Below are 17,368 nucleotides of genomic sequence, written 5' to 3' on the forward strand. Positions count from 1 at the left end.
ATTATAGAATAAGTTATTTAATTATACTTATTGGTGGGGGCTTAATATGGATAGATGGAAAAGACTCAATGTTCTTGTAAGCTTAGGAGGTTTAGCATTTTTTATAATAAGTTTATTATTTGTTAAATACAATCCTTTAATTCTTTGTTTAGCAGCATTTGGATTAGGTGTTGCGTGGAAAGGTTTTAAGAATATTTATAAAAATGTAGATCCACCTAATATGGAAAAAGTATCAAATCCTTATGATAAAAACATAGCAAAAAAGAAAAAGAAGAAAAGAAAAAGATAATTATTCATAAAGCCATAGTATATTATTACTATGGCTTTATATTTTAAATATTATTAAGTTTCATATAAAAAAATATATATGTATTTCTTGGGAAATACATATTGCATATATAAATAACAAGAATAAAATTAGTATGTGCTTTTAATGAGGAGGTTTATATGGATGATTATATGATTGATGCAAAAGTCCAACATAAACTATGGAAAAGAGAAATGAAAAAGAAGGTATCCTTAATAAATAAGATAGCATCAAAAACACAAAAAAAGTTTAATAGTATGTTGCCCCAAAAATACCATGAAATATTAACTAATGCAGTTAAAGCCATGGTAAAGACAGTATTATTTGGATATAAATATATTACTAAAGAGCCTTATAAGCATCTTTCCATAGAAGAAAGAGAAAAAATTGTTAAAAGTAAAATAGATTTCTATAAAAAAACTGCTATGGCAGAAGGGTTTGCAACAGGAGCTGGGGGATTTATATTAGGAATGACTGATTTTCCATTACTTCTTAGTATAAAGGTAAAACTATTATATGATATTGCTGCAATTTATGGATTTGATGTAAGAGATTACAAAGAAAGATTATACATACTTAATATTATTCAGTTAGCTTTTTCTTCTCAGAGCTATGGTAAAGATGTTTTTAATAAAATGGAAAATTGGGATGAGTATTCCTATCATTTACCAGGTAATATTAATGATTTTGATTGGGAGTCATTTCAACAAGAATATAGGGACTATTTAGATTTAGCTAAGTTACTTCAATTAATGCCAGTAATAGGTGCAGCAGTTGGTTTTTATGTTAATGGTAAGTTACTTGATAAATTAGGAGATGTAGCAATAAATTCATATCGCATGAGATTAGAAGAATTTAAATAAGTAATATAATATAAAAGATATAAATTTAAGTAAAAATCGTCAAACATAGTGTAATTAAACAATGTTTGACGATTTAATCATATGAATATTATTTAAATTTCTTTAAGTGAAATAATTGAGTTATTAGGTAAATAATAAGTATTTTCCTTGTCATAATTACTTTTGTGATAGTCAGAACCTGAATTTGATAATGTTGGAGCTATAGTAACTGAATTTTCGTCAGAATCAATTACCTCTCCAACTATAGGAACTGAACTTAAATAAGTATTTACTTCAACAGGTTTTTGTAAAAAGTTATTATATGAATTATTATTATCCATTATTTTCACTCCTTTTAAGTAATAAAATGTAGATATAGTAATATTATTAAATTTTTCTGACAATATATTCACCATAAAAGAAAAAATAAATAAAAGAAGCTATTAGAAATAAATTGGTATCTATTGTTAAAAGATAAGGAGATTATAGTATAATTAAATTAATTAGAAATACTAGATGTATATATGCAAATTAATTTATTAAATAAACGTATACAAAAGACGTTTTAATTGGATAAGGAACTTATTGCAGGATGTTAATTTAGTGTTACCATTATCTGTACAAATTTTGAGATTTAAATATGGTGAAATAAGAGTAAAAAATGAAATTTAAAGCTAGTGATGAAGTTTTCAACAAGTTGGAAGATGTGTGTTTTGGAGTTGTTGTAGCAAAAAAAATTGATAATAATTGCTATGAAAGAAGAAATAAATAACTTATTAAATGATAATATTAAAAGAGTTGAAGAATACTATTTAAATAAAAAGTAAAAGAAAGCAAAGAATTCTACTCTATAGAGAAGCTTTTAGGCAGCTAGATATTAACCCTAATAAATATACTAGTTCCATTAGGAGCCTATGATATTGATGACAAAAGAGATGATATATATGTAAGATTTTCAAAATAAGATGATGTATTTACACCTTTTGCTTCTACAGATGAGGAAAGTGTAGATAAAGGTGAAATCGTATATGCAATAGGAAATTCAATAAAAACTAGGAGATGGATTTACAAGAAGCAACTTAGAAAGCGTTATAAAAGCAATATATGAATTGTCAAATTTGTTTAAAGAATTTTTTGATTGTGAAGTAATAGTTGGTTTTATTGACAAAGAAAATAAAGAAATGAATTTTTAATTTACTTAATAGGAGGTAATTATGGGCAGAATAAAAAATATTACATCATTGGTAGAAACAAAATTTATAAGTTTATACAATGTTAAATATTTAAATAAAAATAACAAAGAGAAAAACTGGACAGTTGCGTCAAGAAAGAAAAAAGAGGTGCTAGAAGACGTTTATCTTCAAAATGAAAAGGATAAAGTAGATGCAGTAATAATATGTGCATATCACAAAGAAAGTGAAAAGTTAGTTATAATAAAAGAATTTAGAGTTCCAATAAATAAACATATTTATGAATTGCCAGCAGGACTTGTAGATAGTGATGATGAAAGTTTTGAAAGTGCTGTAATCAGAGAGTTAAAGGAAGAGACTGGGTTAGATGTTACTGAGATAAAGAAGGATCTTAGTTGTAATCAAGTATATTTATCACCAGGAATGACAGATGAGTCTGCAGCATTTGTTTATTGTATATGTGAAGGTGAGATAAGCAGTGAATTTTTAGAAGAGGATGAAGATATTGAAGCTGTTTTAGTTTCAAAGGAAGAAGCTAAAGAGATAATAAAAAACAATAACACTTCTTTAGATATTAGAGTTTATTTAGCTTTACAGTCATTTTCTATTTTGGGAGAAAAAATGTTTGTATAATTTATCAAAGAATTCATAATCCCTCTATATTTTTAATATATAAGAATATGGAGGGATTATTGTGCCTTATGATAAAAAAATAGCCATTGTGTATAAAACTAAATATGGATGTACTATGAAGTATGCTGGATGGTTAGCTATAAAACTAAATGCAGATTTATATGAAATATCTGATGTTGGAAGATGGGATTTGTTAAAATATAAAACAATTATATTTGGTAGCCCCATATATAATTCTAAAATATATTTAGGAGATTATTTAGAAGAAAAATACCATATAATAAAAAATAAAAACATAGTTCTATTTTGTGTTAGTATGAATTTACAAAGTAAAGAAGATATAGTTGAATACAATTTTGAGGATGAAGAAATTAAAAAAAAAATAAAGCTCTTTTTCCTACAAGGGTGTATTAATTTCAATGATTTAAGTAGAATAGATAAAGCAAAATTTAAAAAGAATATAAATAAAAATAAATCTTTTGAAATGGTGAATTTAGAAAAATGTGTGAATATTGATAGAAATAATAAACGTACTATAACACCAATAATTAATTATGTTTTAAACAAAACCTACTAGAAATATATACAGTCTAATGTATTATTTTATTGTAAACTGATAATAATATATACGATATTGAAATTTATATTTGGAGGTAAGAAATGAAAGCATATGTAGATAAAGACTTATGTATAGGATGTGGTGTTTGTCCATCTGTATGTCCAGAAGTATTTGAAATGGGCGAAGATGGTTTATCTCATGTAATAGTTGACGCTGTTCCAGCAGACGCTGAAGATGATGCAAAGGACGCAGAACAAAGTTGTCCAGTAGATGCAATTAAAGTTGAATAGTACTTATTTAAGAGTTATCAAATTTTGATAACTCTTTTTAATTATAGTTTGTTTTTGACTGTGTTTATAGAGTATAATTGATAGTATAAAATTACTGGGGGAGATACATGTGCTATACATATATAATTAGATGCAAAAATAATACTTTATATACAGGTTATACTACGGATATAATAAGGCGTATGGAAGAACATAAGCAAGGTATTAATTCAAAATACACGAGGGCTAATGGTTTTGATAAATTAGAAGTATTTTTTGAAAGTGATAATAAAAGTCAAGCTATGAAATTAGAATATTATATTAAAAAACTAAGTAAATCTAAAAAATTATGGATAATAAATAATCCAGAATTGTTTATAGATGAAGTTAATGATAAATTTCAAATAAGGATAGGAAAAATAAATAAAAGTTGACAATTTTTATAAAAGTATTATAATGAAGTTGAAAGTAAATAAATTGCTAGGGGCGCCATTGGCTGAGAGGTTTATACCAACCCTTGTACCTGATCTGGATAATGCCAGCGTAGGAAAGCACCATGAATTTTATAACCATACAAGGGTTTTAAATTTGTTTATATTATGCTATGCCTACGGGTATAGCATTTTTTTATGCTCAGAAATTATATAACATTAAAAAAATAGAGGGAGTGGAGATATGAAAAATTACAAAATACCAACCTTAACAATTGCAGGCTCAGACTCATCTGGCGGAGCAGGAATACAAGCAGATTTAAAAACATTTTCTGCCATAGGAACATATGGAATGAGTGTAATTACAGCTATTACAGCTCAAAATACACAGGGTGTTTTTTATGTGGAAGAGCTTAGTTCAAAAATAATTAAGGAACAAATAAAAGCTGTATGTGAAGATATACCCCCAAAAGCAATAAAAGTAGGAATGGTATCTTCTCCGGAGATAATTAAAGATATAGTTGAATCATTGGAAAAATATCCTTGTGAATATTTAATTGTAGATCCAGTTATGATTTCTAAAAGTGGATATTCACTTCTTAGACCAGAGGCTAAAGATAATCTAATTAAATATCTTATACCTAAGGCCTACATAGTAACACCAAATGTTCCTGAAGCTGAAGAAATAAGTAATATAAAAATAAATACAGTGGAAGATATGAAAAAAGCAGGTAAAGCAATTCTTGATCTAGGACCTAAATTTGTGCTTATGAAGGGTGGTCATTTAGATGGAGATTGTGTGGATGTATTAATAGGAGAAGACACTTTTGAAATGTATAAATGTGAAAGAATCAATAAGAAAAATACTCATGGAACTGGGTGTACTATATCTTCTGCGATTACATCTCATTTAGCTTTAGGATATGACATTAAAGAATCAGTAAAACTTAGTAAAGAATATATTACAGAAGCCATAAAGCATAGCTTTGATATAGGCCAAGGAGTAGGACCGGTACATCATTTTTATAAATTTGATTAAACATAGGGGGATATATTATGTATAAATTATTAGAAAAAGTTAAAGAAATAAATCCACTTGTATTACATTATACAAATAACGTTACTATAACAGATTGTGCTAACACAACGCTATCTATAGGGGCAAGTCCACTAATGAGTTTTTCTTATGAAGAAGTTGATGACATAGTTAAAGTTGCTAGTAGTGTAGTTATCAATATTGGTACCATGAATAGTGAGCTACTAGATTTATTTGTATTAGCAGGAAAAACTGCAAATAAGTACAATAAGCCAGTTATATTAGATCCAGTAGGAGTATTTGCTACAAAGGCTAGAACTGATTTAACTAATAAATTATTAAATGAAGTTAAATTTGATGTAATAAGAGGGAATATATCTGAAATTCAGTTTATAGGTGGGCTAGATGTAAAAGGAAAAGGTGTAGATTCTTTTGATGATGGAAGCGATGTATCATTTATTGTTAAGGAGGTAGCTAAAAAACTTGAGTGTGTTGTAGTTGCTTCAGGAAAAACTGATGTAATAAGTGATGGAGATAAAATTTATAAAATAAGTAATGGAACACCAAAACTTAAATTTATAACAGGTACAGGATGTATGAGCACATCTTTAATAGGCAGTTTCTTACCATGTACAGAAAATAAAATAGATGCAGCAGTAATGGGAACTTTAGTAATGTCTCTTTGTGGAGAATTAGCTAATAGGGAAAATCCATCAATAGGAAGTTTCAAAACAAGACTATTTGATGAAATATTTATTTTGAAAGAAGATACTTGCAAGAAATATGGAAAAATTGAGTTAGCACAACTTAATAGTTCATTATAATAGAAAGGGAGAAGCTATGTTATTATCAGATTATTTATTTAATGAAAGTAAGAAAATATGGGATGAATATTTAAAACAACCTTTTATAGTAGAAATGGGAGAAGGAACTTTAGATAAAGAAAAATTTAGAGATTATTTAGTTCAAGATTATTTATATCTTCTAGATTATGCTAAAGTTTATGCCATGGGACTTATAAAAAGTGATGATGTAAAACATATGAAGTTTTTTAAAGATAGTATAAATGGAATTATGGAAGATGAAAGTGCTACACATATAGATTATTTAAAAGAGCTAGGTGAAGATATCATAACACTTCAAAGACATAATATAAAATGGGAAAATAAAAACTATACTAATTTTATGAAAAGCATCGCATTAACAGGAGATATTCAAGATTTAATAATAGCAGTGCTTCCATGTGCGTGGAGTTATTATTATATAGCTAAAGAAATGAAAGAAATATATAAGGATAAGTTAGAAAATAATTATTACGCTGCATGGATCGAGTCATATTCTTGTGAAGAATATAGAATGTGTGCCAAGGAAAATATAGATTTTTCAAATGAACTTTGTAAAAATATAGACGACGATAAAAAAGAAAAGCTAAAAGATATTTTTATAAAAGGAAGTTTATATGAAATGGCATTTTGGGATATGGCTTACAAGGAGATGAGATAATGTTAAATTCATTTATATTAGGTTTATGTTTAATACCTATAATTTATTATATTTTTAAACTTAAGGACTTTAAATTAAATACAAAAACAATGGTGATAATAGCTTTGTTTGCAGGTGTTCATTTTGTTTTATCAAAAATACAATTTGTTCAATATCCCCAAGGTGGAGGATTTAATTTACTGGCATCCTTACCAATACTACTAGTAGGTGTCTTATATGGACCTACAATAGGTATGACTTGTGGTTTAGTGTCAGGAGTAATAACTTTAATAGGTGGAGAGTTATTTATAGTACATCCAGCACAATTTTTATTAGACTATATACTTCCAACAATGTTATTAGGTATAAGTGGAATATGTGGCTCAGAAAAGAGAAGTAAGATATTTTTAGGATGTTTAATAGCAGTAGCCCTTAAAGTCACAGTTCATGTAATATCTGGGTGTGTGTACTTTTATGAATATGCACCTGTTGGATGGAGTCCTTTAATATATTCTTTAGTATATAATTTAACAGGAGAAGGAATAGAAGCATTTTTAAGTTCTGTAGCTATAACAATAATTCCTATAGGAAAGATTGTGAAAATGGCGAATATAACTACACTAAATAAGGCAAGTTAAGGAGATTATTATGATAGATAAGAACAAGTTGAAAAAATCACTTAAATTATATTTAGTAACAGATTCAGATTTGTTAAAAGGAAGAGATTTTTATAAATGCATAGAAGAGGCTATTAAAGCTGGAGTTACTATGGTACAGCTTAGAGAAAAAAATGCTGATGGTAAGGAGTTTTTGGAAAAAGCAATAAAGCTTAGAGAACTTACTAAAAAATATAATGTTTCATTTATTATTAATGATAGAATAGATATTGCGTTGCTAGTTGATGCTGATGGTGTTCATGTTGGTCAAAGTGATATAGATGCTGTATCTGCAAGAAGATTAATAGGTGAAAATAAAATTATAGGAGTATCAGCTAGAACTGTTGAAGAGGCTACACAAGCTAAAAAGGATGGAGCTGACTACTTAGGTATTGGATCAATGTTTTCAACAAGTACAAAGTTAGATGCTAAAAATGTTTCTTTCAACACCTTAAATGAAATAATAAAGGAAGTTAATCTGCCATTTGTTTTAATTGGAGGAATAAGTTTGGAAAATGTACATGAACTGAAATCATTTAAGCCAGATGGATATGCTCTTGTTTCAGGTATATTGGCAGCAACAGACATAGATGCTAGAGTGAAGCTATGGAATGATAAAATATAGATATAAGGAAATGACCTAGAAATAGGTCGTTTCTTTATGTTATAATGAACTTGAAAAAGGATGTATGTTTTAGTAATAAGTTATAAAGGGGAAAGTAAATGGATCAATTAAACTCAACAAAAAATAGAATATCTTCTGTTGCATGGAAATTATTTTATGAACAGGGATATGAAGCAACAACAGTGGATCAAATTATAAATGAATGTGGAATATCAAAAGGAAATTTTTATCATTACTTTAGTGCAAAAGATGATTTATTGAATACCTTATCAGATATATTTGATGATGAATACACAAAAATAATGAGTATATTAGATGATGATATGAATAGCTTTGATAAGCTTATAGAAACGAGCAAGTATTTATTTCGTTTTATAGAAGAAAGTGTACCTGTAGAATTATTATCTATTTTATATTCATCACAAATTGTTAAGAAAGGGAAAAAGCACCTACTAGATCAACAAAGGGTATATTATAAAGTTTTACAACAAATAATAAGTGAAGGCCAAAGAAGAAATCAAATAAGAAATGATAAATCATTTTGGGAGTTAGCTAAAATATATGCTATACAGGAAAGAGCAGTTTTATACGATTGGTGTATTTGCGAAGGAAATTATCCTTTATCTTCTTATGGTATTGAACTTTTAGAAATGTTTTTAAAAGACATTAAAATAGATTAACAAGGATGGTAAATATGAGTAATATTAGTATTAAACTTACTAGAGATGACTTTAATTTTAAATTTAAACAATATGAAGGCATGTATTTTCATGCTGAATTAAATGATAATAGTGAAGTTGTAAGATATAAAATTACTAAAGATAAAGATTGTAATGAGTTAAAGGAATTTGGTAATACTCACTTAAAGGATGACATGATTTATATTCCTCAAATTGAGGCTTATATCAAAATTAAATAGAAAATATGATAGAAGAGTATAACTCGCTATAAAAAGCACTTACTAAATAAAATAGTAGGTGTTTTTTATATGCTTAAACATGATAATAGGTTTATCTATGTTTAAGCTGGCCAACATTTAAAAACTAATTAGAGCAGCGTTATTGTTAGATTTAAATTAAAAAAGAGAGAACATGTTCTCTCTTTTTTAATTTAAATCTACAGTTATTTCTGAAATTACATTTTCAGGGTTTTTTATAACAAATTGAGGCAATACTTCGTAGTATTCACGATCTATAAATCTTTCTATTTCCTCAATTTGTTCCACTTCTTTTTCAGTTACAAATAATACTATATTTGAATTTTGTATAATATCATCAGATAATTTATTTATTATACCTTTTTCATTTTGGATTTCATAATTTACAATTATTCCAAGTTTAGTTCCAGCTTCTTTAAGAAGTCTTCCACTTATTTCACTATTACATATTGCCGCTATTTTTATATTCATTAATTTATACCTCTTTTTTATAAAGTAAATATAATTATAATATATTGCTAATAAATTACAAGTCTTGTATTTGTATAAATTTATGCACTTATAGGAGAGAATCCTTCTCCGAATACTTCGTGCACATCACTAACTATAATAAAGGCATTTTTGTCTACTTTTTTAATTAATTTTTTTAGATGAACTTCTTGATTTTTATTTACAACAACTATTAGCACACTTTTAGTACTATCAGTATAACCACCTTTTCCATCAAGAATTGTTATACCTCTATTCATGTCATTTACAATAGCATTTTTTAGAGCTTCCTCTTCATTTGTTATTATCATAAAGCTCTTAGAATAATCAAATCCTGCAACAATAAAGTCTACCATCTTTACTATAACATATAAGCTAATTGCAGAATATAAAGCTGTTTCTAAGTTTTTATTAACTATACCAGATGATAGTACAACAAGTCCGTCTAAAAATACTAAGCATTTTGATATTGGAATGCTTGGTATTGCTCTGTTAATCATTAAGGCTATTAAATCTGTTCCCCCAGTGGAACCATCAACTCTAAATATAATTCCAAGTCCAAGACCGTTAAGTATACCTCCTGTTATTGCTGATAATAAAACATCATTTGTTACTGAAATTTGAGAAAATGAAGATGTTATTTCTATACATCCAGATAGTAGTAACATGCCGAATAAAGTTTTTAAAGAATCCCTTTTCCCTAAGATCTTAACTGAAAACACTATTAGAGGTATACCTAAGATTAACATTATTGTCGACACAGATAAACCACTAACTTTACTTAAAACTACAGATAGACCGCTTAGGCCACCTGGTGCAATAGTATGAGGACCTAAGAATATGTTTATACCACAACTTAGTAGTATACATCCTACAATCATACCTAAAACTTCTGTAATCATATTTTTTAAATTATTTTTCATTTATATCCCTCCATAAGGTCTATTATAACAAGTAAAATAGAATTTTACTAATGGTTTGAAATAATATGTAATATTAACTTTATTCTGAAAATAAAAACAAATACAAAAAATATAAGATACATATTATGATATTAAATTTACAAAAATTTACATAAATACTTAAAGTTTTCAGTTATAATGATATTTAAGTATAAAATTTAAGGGGAGAAATAATATGAAAAAGTACATTGCAGGATTTAGGAGCAATAATTCTAAGAAGAAAAAGAAAGCTAGTATATATTATTTTTTAACTACATTGCTTTTTCTTTTAGGGACATCCAAAGATATAAGTGATATATCGCTTTATTTACTTCTTTTGATGACACCATCATTAGTTTGTAATTTTAAAGCTTTTATTAAAAAAATAAAAAACAAAAAGAAAAAAGAAATATTTCTACGCACTTTAATATGTTATTTAATAACTTTGTGTGTTTTCATAACCTCAACACCTAACTTAAATGAAGCAATAGCTGACTCACAGTTATTATCAGAAACAATTAATAAAATTTCTTTAAGTGCAAATATAAAAGAAAAAAAATCAAGTGAAGAAAAAGACGAAGATGTAATATCTAATGTTTATGAAGCACAACTACATTTTATAAATACGGGAAATTCAGACGCCATAATTATTAGACAAGGGGGAGAAGCAGCTCTTATTGATGGAGGAGACAATGATGATGAAGAGGCTGTTGTCAATTATTTAAAAGATATAGGAGTAAAAGAACTAAAATATATTATAGCTACACACCCAGATGCTGATCATATAGGAGGCTTAGATGCGGTGATTAATTCAATACCTGTAGAAACTGTTTATGTGAGTAATGGTGATGCTAATACAAAGACTTATTCAGACTTTATTAATGCAATGTCTAGTAAGAATTCATATCCTAGTGTACCTTTATTGGGTGCAGAGTTTTATTTAGGAACATCAAAGTTCAAGGTATTATCAGCAGCAAATTTAAGTAATCCTAATGATAATTCAATTGTTTTAGAATACGTAAATGGAAATGACAAAATATTACTTATGGGGGATGCTGGTACGGATATTGAGAGGATTATAGATGTAAAAGAAGTTGATTTAATTAAAATAGGCCATCATGGTTCTAATACTAGTTCTGACAGGAATTTTATAAAGAAGATCAATCCTGAATATGCAGTACTAACTGTTGGAAAAAATAATAGATATGGCCACCCTAACAAAGAAACTATGCAAACTTTAAAAAAAGAAAACATAGAAGTTCATAGAAGTGATGAATGCGGTAATATTTTATTTAAATCAACGGGAAACGGCTTAGTAATTAATTGTGAAAAAGGAAGTTATAATTATGGTCGTTAATAATATACGTTACACAATATTTTAGAAAAATAATATGATAAAGTAATAATGTTGTCTTTGATGTTAATTAGGTTTATTAAATTCCCTAAAACAATGTTAAAGGAACTTAGGAATCCAGTTATGGGAACATTTTATCCTACATTTGGCATGGTAACTTGGTTAGTATCTGCTTATTTCTATCCTCATGCACCAAGACTTTGTTCAGCTTTATGGTTAGGGGCAGCAATCTATCATTATTCTATAGCAATTTACTATACAATAATAAGAATTAAAGAAAGAGACTTTAGCAATGTAATGCCTACATGTTTTATTATATATACAGGTATGATAACAGGAAGTGTTGCCAGCGTTGGCATGGGTGGAATAATACCTTCTATAGCTCATTTTATGTCAATGTTTGGATTTACATTTTATACAATATTATTACCAGTAGTTTTATATATTGTACTTAAAAGTGAAATATTAGACGATAAAAAACTTCCTACTGTAGGTATTGTTTGTTCACCAGCACCATTAGGCATAGTTGGGATATTAGCAATAGAATCACACCCAAATATGTATATGTTAATATGGTTAATAGTAACAGGACTAATACTTCTAGGTGTTGTTTATGGATATATTATCAAACTATTTAAAGATGGATTTAAGCCATCCTATGTAGTATTTACTTTCCCTTTAGCGATTGCAACTTTAGCAGCGTATAAATTATCTACTTTCTTTATATCAACAGGACATGTATTTGGTGTATTAGGTAATGTGGAAATATTTATTGCAACATATGTGGTTTTCTTCATTTTATTAAATTTTATTAATATGTTTATTAAAGCTATAAATCCTAAAGTAGGAAAATTTATTGAAGATGAAGAAAAAATACTAGGCAAAGCTATTTATAATAATGAAGTTAATGAAATATAATAATAAATATTTAAATAAACCTCTTAAGACTTAATTTATAAAAATAAGTCTTAAGAGATTTTTTATAGTTAAAATAGGTTGAAAAATTTAAACACCAATAAACATACCAAAACAAATAATGCTACTTTAAAAATCATAGATGTGAAAACTTTTAATAGTTTAAAGCCAATTCCTATGACAACTACTAAAAGACAAATTTTTAATAATAAATTTAAATCCATATTTATTCCTCCTGTAATATAGAATATTATATTGTCAATGTATATATAATATATTTTTTTTACTAATTAATCAAGTTTTTCATTTTTTGCATAATAAAACTAATTATAAAAATAATATAATAGATGGATAATGCAAACATAAAATTACATCTTTATTACAATTTTAAAAAATTATTCATGAAGCATACACAATGTAATATAATATCTATTATTGGAATTATTATATTAAAATAAATAGGAGTAAGAAAGATGATGAGTTCAAAATTTTCTTTTGGAAAAATTAAAGATTTACCTAAAGAATCTGGATTAGCACATAAAAAGGCTGTTATTTTAGAAAAGATGGGAAAAGTAGATGAAGCAATTGAATCATATAAAGTCTCAGCAGAAGAAGGAAATGTAAAATCACAATATTCATTAGGTAAAATATTTTTAAACAAAAAGCAATACCATGAAGCAGAAAGATGGTTTTCTATGGCATTTAAAAATGGCCATGAGAATGCTGCTTATGATTTAGGTAATATGTATTATGATTTAGAAGGATATGAATATGCATTATATTGGTATGAAAAAGTTGCAATGGAAGGAAATGTAAATGCACAAAATAATCTTGGGGTAGTGCATTATAAACTTGGTGATTATTCAAGAAGTGAAAAATGGTTAAAAATCGCAGTAGATGATAATTTGGGTAGTGCATGCTTCAATCTAGGTATTTTGTATCTTCGTTTAGAAAAAGAAGAAGAAGCTATAGAATACTTTAAAAAAGGATCTGTGTTACTTTCTGATGACTGTAAATATAATTTAGCTGTTTTGCATAGAAAAAACGATAATGAAAAGAATGCTATTTCTATGTATAAGCAATTATATCGTTCAGCTCATGCAAAGGGATGTTATAATATGGGTTTAATAATGGAAATGAATAAGGATGAAAGTGAATCAGAAAGATATTATCTAAAAAGCTGTAAAAATGAATTTGCTAAATCGCAATATAGATTAGGATATTTATATGATAGACAAGACAAAAGAGATGATGCAATTGAATATTACGAAAAAGGTATTGAGCATGATAATCCTTTATGTAAATTTAGATTAGCTAATTTATGTAATAGAGAAAATGAAATAGAAAGAGCTAAAATGTATTATGATTTAGCTTCTAATGATATGGTAGAGGCTAAAAATAACTTGGCTGGACTGTATTTTGAGGAGAAAAATTACGATAAAGCTATAGTAAACTATGATGAAGCAATAGTAGATGGATGTAAAATAGCTATAGAGAATATTGGTGATTTGTATGATCAAATTGGAGATGTAGAAAAAGCTATTTCTTATTATCAACGAAATTCTACTCTTATATCTTGTCAAATAAAACTGGGGGATATTTTCAGAAGAATTGATAATGTTGATGAAGCTATAGTATGGTATAAAAAAGCATTTGAAAATAATGATATTTATTCTGCTTATTCTTTAGGATTAATATATGAGGAGTTAGAAGATTATGAAGAAGCTAAAAAATATTTTATTTTTGCTGTTGAAAATAATCATTTAAATAGTCGTATACATTTAGGAAGAATATATTATAATGAAGGAAGTTACGAAGAAGCTAAGAATATGTTTGACATAAGTGCAAATGAAAACAATACATATTCTCAACACATGCTAGGTTTGATCTATGAAAATCATTACAATGATTATACAAACGCAAAATATTGGTATGAAAAGTCTAAAGAACAAGAATGTGTTGAATCAATTTACAATTTAGGTCAGCTTTCTCTTAAGCTGGGGGAAATAGAGGAAAGTGAAAAATACTTTATGGAAGGTTTAAAAAAAGAAGACAAAAATTGTGAATATATGTTAGCTTATTTATATTATGAAAAAAGTAAAAGTATTTTTAAAGAGTTAAGTGAAGGTGAATATGGAAATAGTGAAAAAATCTATAATGAACTTTTAGAGCTAGATGTAGATAAAAATAAAAGACTAGTTGCAGCCTTTGAAGAGGTATTGGAGGAAGAGGAAGAAGAATATATACCTCAGTATATTTTAGAAGTAAGTGAAAACCTAGAAAATGAATTTGAAGATATTGAGTACGAAATGAAAATAGAATATTAAAAATAAAAGGTGCTTAAATGAAAATTCATATAAGCACCTTTTTATATTACAAATAAATTATTATACACTGTTATATATTTAAGTTAAGAAATTAATACCAAAAGTATGTTTACAGTAGTTTGTTTTTAGATAATAGTATTGATAATATTAAACAAATAATTGCTGAGATAAATAGTATTATCCAAAATCCATTTGGATCATCTGAAAATGGAAGATCCTCTACATTCATACCAAAATACCCTGAAATCATTGTAGGTATTGATAAAATTAGAGTTACAACAGTTAGTAGTTGCATTACATTATTTTGATTATTATTAACGATAGCACTAAAAGCATCCATGATTCTACTAAGAATATCACCATAAATAGATGCCATTTCAAGGGCCTGTCTATTTTCTATAATAACATCTTCCAATAAATCCTCATCTTCAGAATACTTTTTTATGGTAGAGGTACGAAGCATCTTGTTTAAAACTAGTTCAATTGCTTTTAATGATGTAGAAAAGTATACTAAGGATTTTTCCAGTTCTAATAATTGAACAAGTTCTTTATTTTTCATAGACTTGTGTATTTCACGCTCTATTGCTATTGTCATTCTATTAATTCTTCTAAGATATAATAGATAATAAGTAGCATTTTTGCGCAAAATTTGAAGTATAAAACGAGGCTTCATATAAGTATAAAATTCTTTTATATGACCCGCAATAAAGTCATTTAAAATCTTACTCTGAGCAGTACACACTGTAATTATAGAATTGCTAGTTAGTATTATTCCAAGAGGAATAGTAGAGTAGTGAGCAGAGTCAGAGTCAGACTCATCTACGGGAATATCTATTAAAATTAATGTATGATTATCCTCCACATCTATTCTCGAGCGTTCCTCTTCATCAAGAGCAGCATTGATACTATCAATATCTATATCAAATCTATCTGAAATATATCTTATTTCTTCATGACTTGGTTCAACAAGATTTATCCAACAACCTTCTTCAAAGTCGTTAAGTTTTTCTAATTTTGTCTCAATTGTTTTGTAATATCTTATCATGGCAACACATCCTTTATTCAGTTTTATATATTGGCACTTAATGATATCTATTAAAAGACCAATATATAAAAAGGGTATTAGTCATAAATAGATATTATTAAGTGATTAAAAAGTCTTACAGTCCGAAACAAGAGTATCGGAATACTGTCCATTTTTCATCACTCTCCTTTATTATTGAAACATCTATTATATAGTAATAATTTTTTCAAAATAAATCAATACTTGAAAAAAATTATGATTAAAAATAATAGAACTATCTTATATTATAAACCTTTTAAAAAAAATATAAAATCCTTTTTATAAAAATTTATTATTTGACAAAATAAATTTGCTTAGATAGAAAAAGATATAATCTTAAAAAATTATATCTTTTAATAGATAAAGGTATGCACAAAAATGTGTAGGCCTTTAAATTACATATTAAGATGAACTATTCTATTATATTTATAACTACACCTTCAAAATCACAATGTAAATCTTTAATTTGCCATTTGTTTTCTAAAGTTTCTAAATAGGATTTCATTTCAGGTAAAAAAATTTTATCATCATCAGAAGTTAGAGATATTATAGTTGGTCCTGCACCACTTAAAAATGTACCCAAGCAATTTAATTTATTTGAATGACTAACAATTTTATCATAGTCATTTATTAAAGGACTTCTATATTCTTGATGAAACTTATCTTTACATGCTACTTTTAGTAACTCTAGATTATTATTCATAAAGGCTGTAACTAAAAGAGTTGCTCTTGATACATTAAAAACTCCATCATTATGTTCTATTACTTTTGGAAGCACAGATCTAGCTTTCTCTGTTGAAAGTTTAAAATCTGGTATAAGAGCACAAAATCTTATGAGTTTAGGAACTTTGATAGTATCATAGTATATTTTTTCTTTTTCCATAAATGATACAATCATATTTCCATATATAGCAGGAGCGACGTTATCAGGATGACCTTCAATTTCTGTTGCTAATTTTAATATTTCTTCTTTATTTAAATTTGATTTGCTAAGATAATTGGCCCCCACAAGTCCTGCTACAATACACGTTGCGCTACTTCCTAAACCTCTGCATATAGGTATTTCATCTACAATTTTTATTTTAATACCTTTTGGTATAATACTAGGTTTAACTTTTTCAAAAAAATACTGCATTGATTTGTATACCATATTATCTTGATTAATATATTCTTTCTCTTTTTCCTCGATTATAATACCTTCGTCTATTTCTTCAAAATAAAATTTATTATATAAACTTAAAGCTACTCCGAGGCAATCATATCCTGGACCAATATTTGCACTAGTAGCTGGAACTATTACTTCTAACATATT

Annotated in this window: 22 protein-coding genes and 1 riboswitch; of the genes, 16 read left to right on the plus strand and 6 right to left on the minus strand. The window is 27.0% G+C overall.

Features of this window, described 5'->3' with window-relative positions; translation table 11 throughout:
- Positions 1-46: 46 nt before the first annotated feature.
- Together K0039_RS09145 and K0039_RS09150 are read left to right on the plus strand one after the other, a co-directional pair.
- A complete protein-coding gene (locus K0039_RS09145) occupies positions 47-289 on the plus strand; it encodes a hypothetical protein (RefSeq protein WP_228104747.1) in 243 nt (80 codons plus the stop codon).
- A 158-nt stretch (positions 290-447) separates the two neighbouring features.
- Positions 448-1,170 carry an EcsC family protein gene (locus K0039_RS09150; RefSeq protein WP_228104748.1) on the plus strand — a complete coding sequence of 241 codons (723 nt, stop codon included), beginning with the start codon at positions 448-450 and terminating at the stop codon, positions 1,168-1,170.
- 92 nt (positions 1,171-1,262) lie between these two features.
- On the opposite strand, the gene K0039_RS09155 is transcribed toward K0039_RS09150, so the two are convergent.
- On the minus strand, positions 1,263-1,490 hold the full coding sequence (locus tag K0039_RS09155; RefSeq protein WP_228104749.1) for a hypothetical protein: 228 nt from the start codon (positions 1,488-1,490) through the stop codon (positions 1,263-1,265).
- A gap of 873 nt (positions 1,491-2,363) precedes the next feature.
- Between K0039_RS09155 and K0039_RS09160 the strand changes: the two genes are divergently transcribed.
- From K0039_RS09160 to K0039_RS09210, 11 genes are all read left to right on the plus strand, one after another.
- Complete coding sequence (locus K0039_RS09160; protein WP_228104750.1) at positions 2,364-2,972, plus strand: NUDIX hydrolase; 609 nt, start codon at positions 2,364-2,366, stop codon at positions 2,970-2,972.
- A 61-nt stretch (positions 2,973-3,033) separates the two neighbouring features.
- Positions 3,034-3,549, plus strand: coding sequence for a flavodoxin family protein (locus tag K0039_RS09165; RefSeq protein WP_228104751.1), 516 nt, complete (start codon positions 3,034-3,036; stop codon positions 3,547-3,549).
- Positions 3,550-3,632: 83 nt separating this feature from the next.
- Positions 3,633-3,821, plus strand: a complete 189-nt coding sequence (locus tag K0039_RS09170) for a ferredoxin (protein ID WP_228104752.1) — start codon at positions 3,633-3,635, stop codon at positions 3,819-3,821.
- 107 nt (positions 3,822-3,928) lie between these two features.
- Complete coding sequence (locus K0039_RS09175) at positions 3,929-4,234, plus strand: GIY-YIG nuclease family protein (protein WP_228104753.1); 306 nt, start codon at positions 3,929-3,931, stop codon at positions 4,232-4,234.
- 38 nt (positions 4,235-4,272) lie between these two features.
- A riboswitch (TPP riboswitch) is annotated at positions 4,273-4,367 on the plus strand.
- Between the two features lie 108 nt (positions 4,368-4,475).
- Positions 4,476-5,270: a bifunctional hydroxymethylpyrimidine kinase/phosphomethylpyrimidine kinase gene (thiD, locus tag K0039_RS09180; RefSeq protein WP_228104754.1), complete on the plus strand. Its 795-nt coding sequence runs from the start codon at positions 4,476-4,478 to the stop codon at positions 5,268-5,270.
- 17 nt (positions 5,271-5,287) lie between these two features.
- A complete protein-coding gene (gene thiM, locus K0039_RS09185) occupies positions 5,288-6,091 on the plus strand; it encodes a hydroxyethylthiazole kinase (protein ID WP_228104755.1) in 804 nt (267 codons plus the stop codon).
- 16 nt (positions 6,092-6,107) lie between these two features.
- Positions 6,108-6,770, plus strand: coding sequence for a thiaminase II (tenA, locus tag K0039_RS09190; RefSeq protein WP_228104756.1), 663 nt, complete (start codon positions 6,108-6,110; stop codon positions 6,768-6,770).
- A complete protein-coding gene (gene thiT, locus K0039_RS09195; RefSeq protein ID WP_228104757.1) occupies positions 6,770-7,387 on the plus strand; it encodes an energy-coupled thiamine transporter ThiT in 618 nt (205 codons plus the stop codon). The genes tenA and thiT overlap by 1 nt, the downstream gene beginning before the upstream one ends.
- A gap of 10 nt (positions 7,388-7,397) precedes the next feature.
- The gene (gene thiE / locus K0039_RS09200) at positions 7,398-8,030 is read left to right on the plus strand and encodes a thiamine phosphate synthase (RefSeq protein WP_228104758.1); all 633 of its coding nucleotides are present in this window, start codon (positions 7,398-7,400) and stop codon (positions 8,028-8,030) included.
- A gap of 98 nt (positions 8,031-8,128) precedes the next feature.
- Complete coding sequence (locus K0039_RS09205; RefSeq protein WP_228104759.1) at positions 8,129-8,710, plus strand: TetR/AcrR family transcriptional regulator; 582 nt, start codon at positions 8,129-8,131, stop codon at positions 8,708-8,710.
- Positions 8,711-8,733: 23 nt separating this feature from the next.
- Positions 8,734-8,949, plus strand: a complete 216-nt coding sequence (locus K0039_RS09210) for a hypothetical protein (RefSeq protein ID WP_309165146.1) — start codon at positions 8,734-8,736, stop codon at positions 8,947-8,949.
- A gap of 186 nt (positions 8,950-9,135) precedes the next feature.
- On the opposite strand, the gene K0039_RS09215 is transcribed toward K0039_RS09210, so the two are convergent.
- Both K0039_RS09215 and K0039_RS09220 read right to left on the minus strand, forming a co-directional pair.
- Positions 9,136-9,438: a PTS sugar transporter subunit IIABC family protein gene (locus K0039_RS09215; RefSeq protein WP_228104761.1), complete on the minus strand. Its 303-nt coding sequence runs from the start codon at positions 9,436-9,438 to the stop codon at positions 9,136-9,138.
- A gap of 80 nt (positions 9,439-9,518) precedes the next feature.
- Positions 9,519-10,379 carry a YitT family protein gene (locus K0039_RS09220; protein WP_228104762.1) on the minus strand — a complete coding sequence of 287 codons (861 nt, stop codon included), beginning with the start codon at positions 10,377-10,379 and terminating at the stop codon, positions 9,519-9,521.
- Between the two features lie 214 nt (positions 10,380-10,593).
- On the opposite strand from K0039_RS09220, the gene K0039_RS09225 reads away from it, so the two are divergent.
- Positions 10,594-11,754: a ComEC/Rec2 family competence protein gene (locus K0039_RS09225; protein ID WP_228104763.1), complete on the plus strand. Its 1,161-nt coding sequence runs from the start codon at positions 10,594-10,596 to the stop codon at positions 11,752-11,754.
- Positions 11,755-11,802: 48 nt separating this feature from the next.
- Positions 11,803-12,669, plus strand: coding sequence for a TDT family transporter (locus K0039_RS09230; protein WP_265589448.1), 867 nt, complete (start codon positions 11,803-11,805; stop codon positions 12,667-12,669).
- 68 nt (positions 12,670-12,737) lie between these two features.
- On the opposite strand, the gene K0039_RS09235 is transcribed toward K0039_RS09230, so the two are convergent.
- Positions 12,738-12,890 carry a hypothetical protein gene (locus tag K0039_RS09235; protein ID WP_018591077.1) on the minus strand — a complete coding sequence of 51 codons (153 nt, stop codon included), beginning with the start codon at positions 12,888-12,890 and terminating at the stop codon, positions 12,738-12,740.
- 249 nt (positions 12,891-13,139) lie between these two features.
- On the opposite strand from K0039_RS09235, the gene K0039_RS09240 reads away from it, so the two are divergent.
- Complete coding sequence (locus K0039_RS09240) at positions 13,140-14,993, plus strand: SEL1-like repeat protein (protein ID WP_228104765.1); 1,854 nt, start codon at positions 13,140-13,142, stop codon at positions 14,991-14,993.
- A 109-nt stretch (positions 14,994-15,102) separates the two neighbouring features.
- Here the strand turns inward: K0039_RS09240 and K0039_RS09245 are convergent, their stop codons facing one another.
- Positions 15,103-16,038, minus strand: a complete 936-nt coding sequence (locus tag K0039_RS09245; protein ID WP_228104766.1) for a magnesium transporter CorA family protein — start codon at positions 16,036-16,038, stop codon at positions 15,103-15,105.
- Between the two features lie 430 nt (positions 16,039-16,468).
- Positions 16,469-17,365, minus strand: coding sequence for a homoserine kinase (thrB, locus tag K0039_RS09250; protein ID WP_228104767.1), 897 nt, complete (start codon positions 17,363-17,365; stop codon positions 16,469-16,471).
- Positions 17,366-17,368 lie beyond the last annotated feature (3 nt).

It is taken from the genome of Terrisporobacter mayombei, from assembly GCF_020748465.1.
GTDB classification, from domain to species: domain Bacteria; phylum Bacillota; class Clostridia; order Peptostreptococcales; family Peptostreptococcaceae; genus Terrisporobacter; species Terrisporobacter mayombei.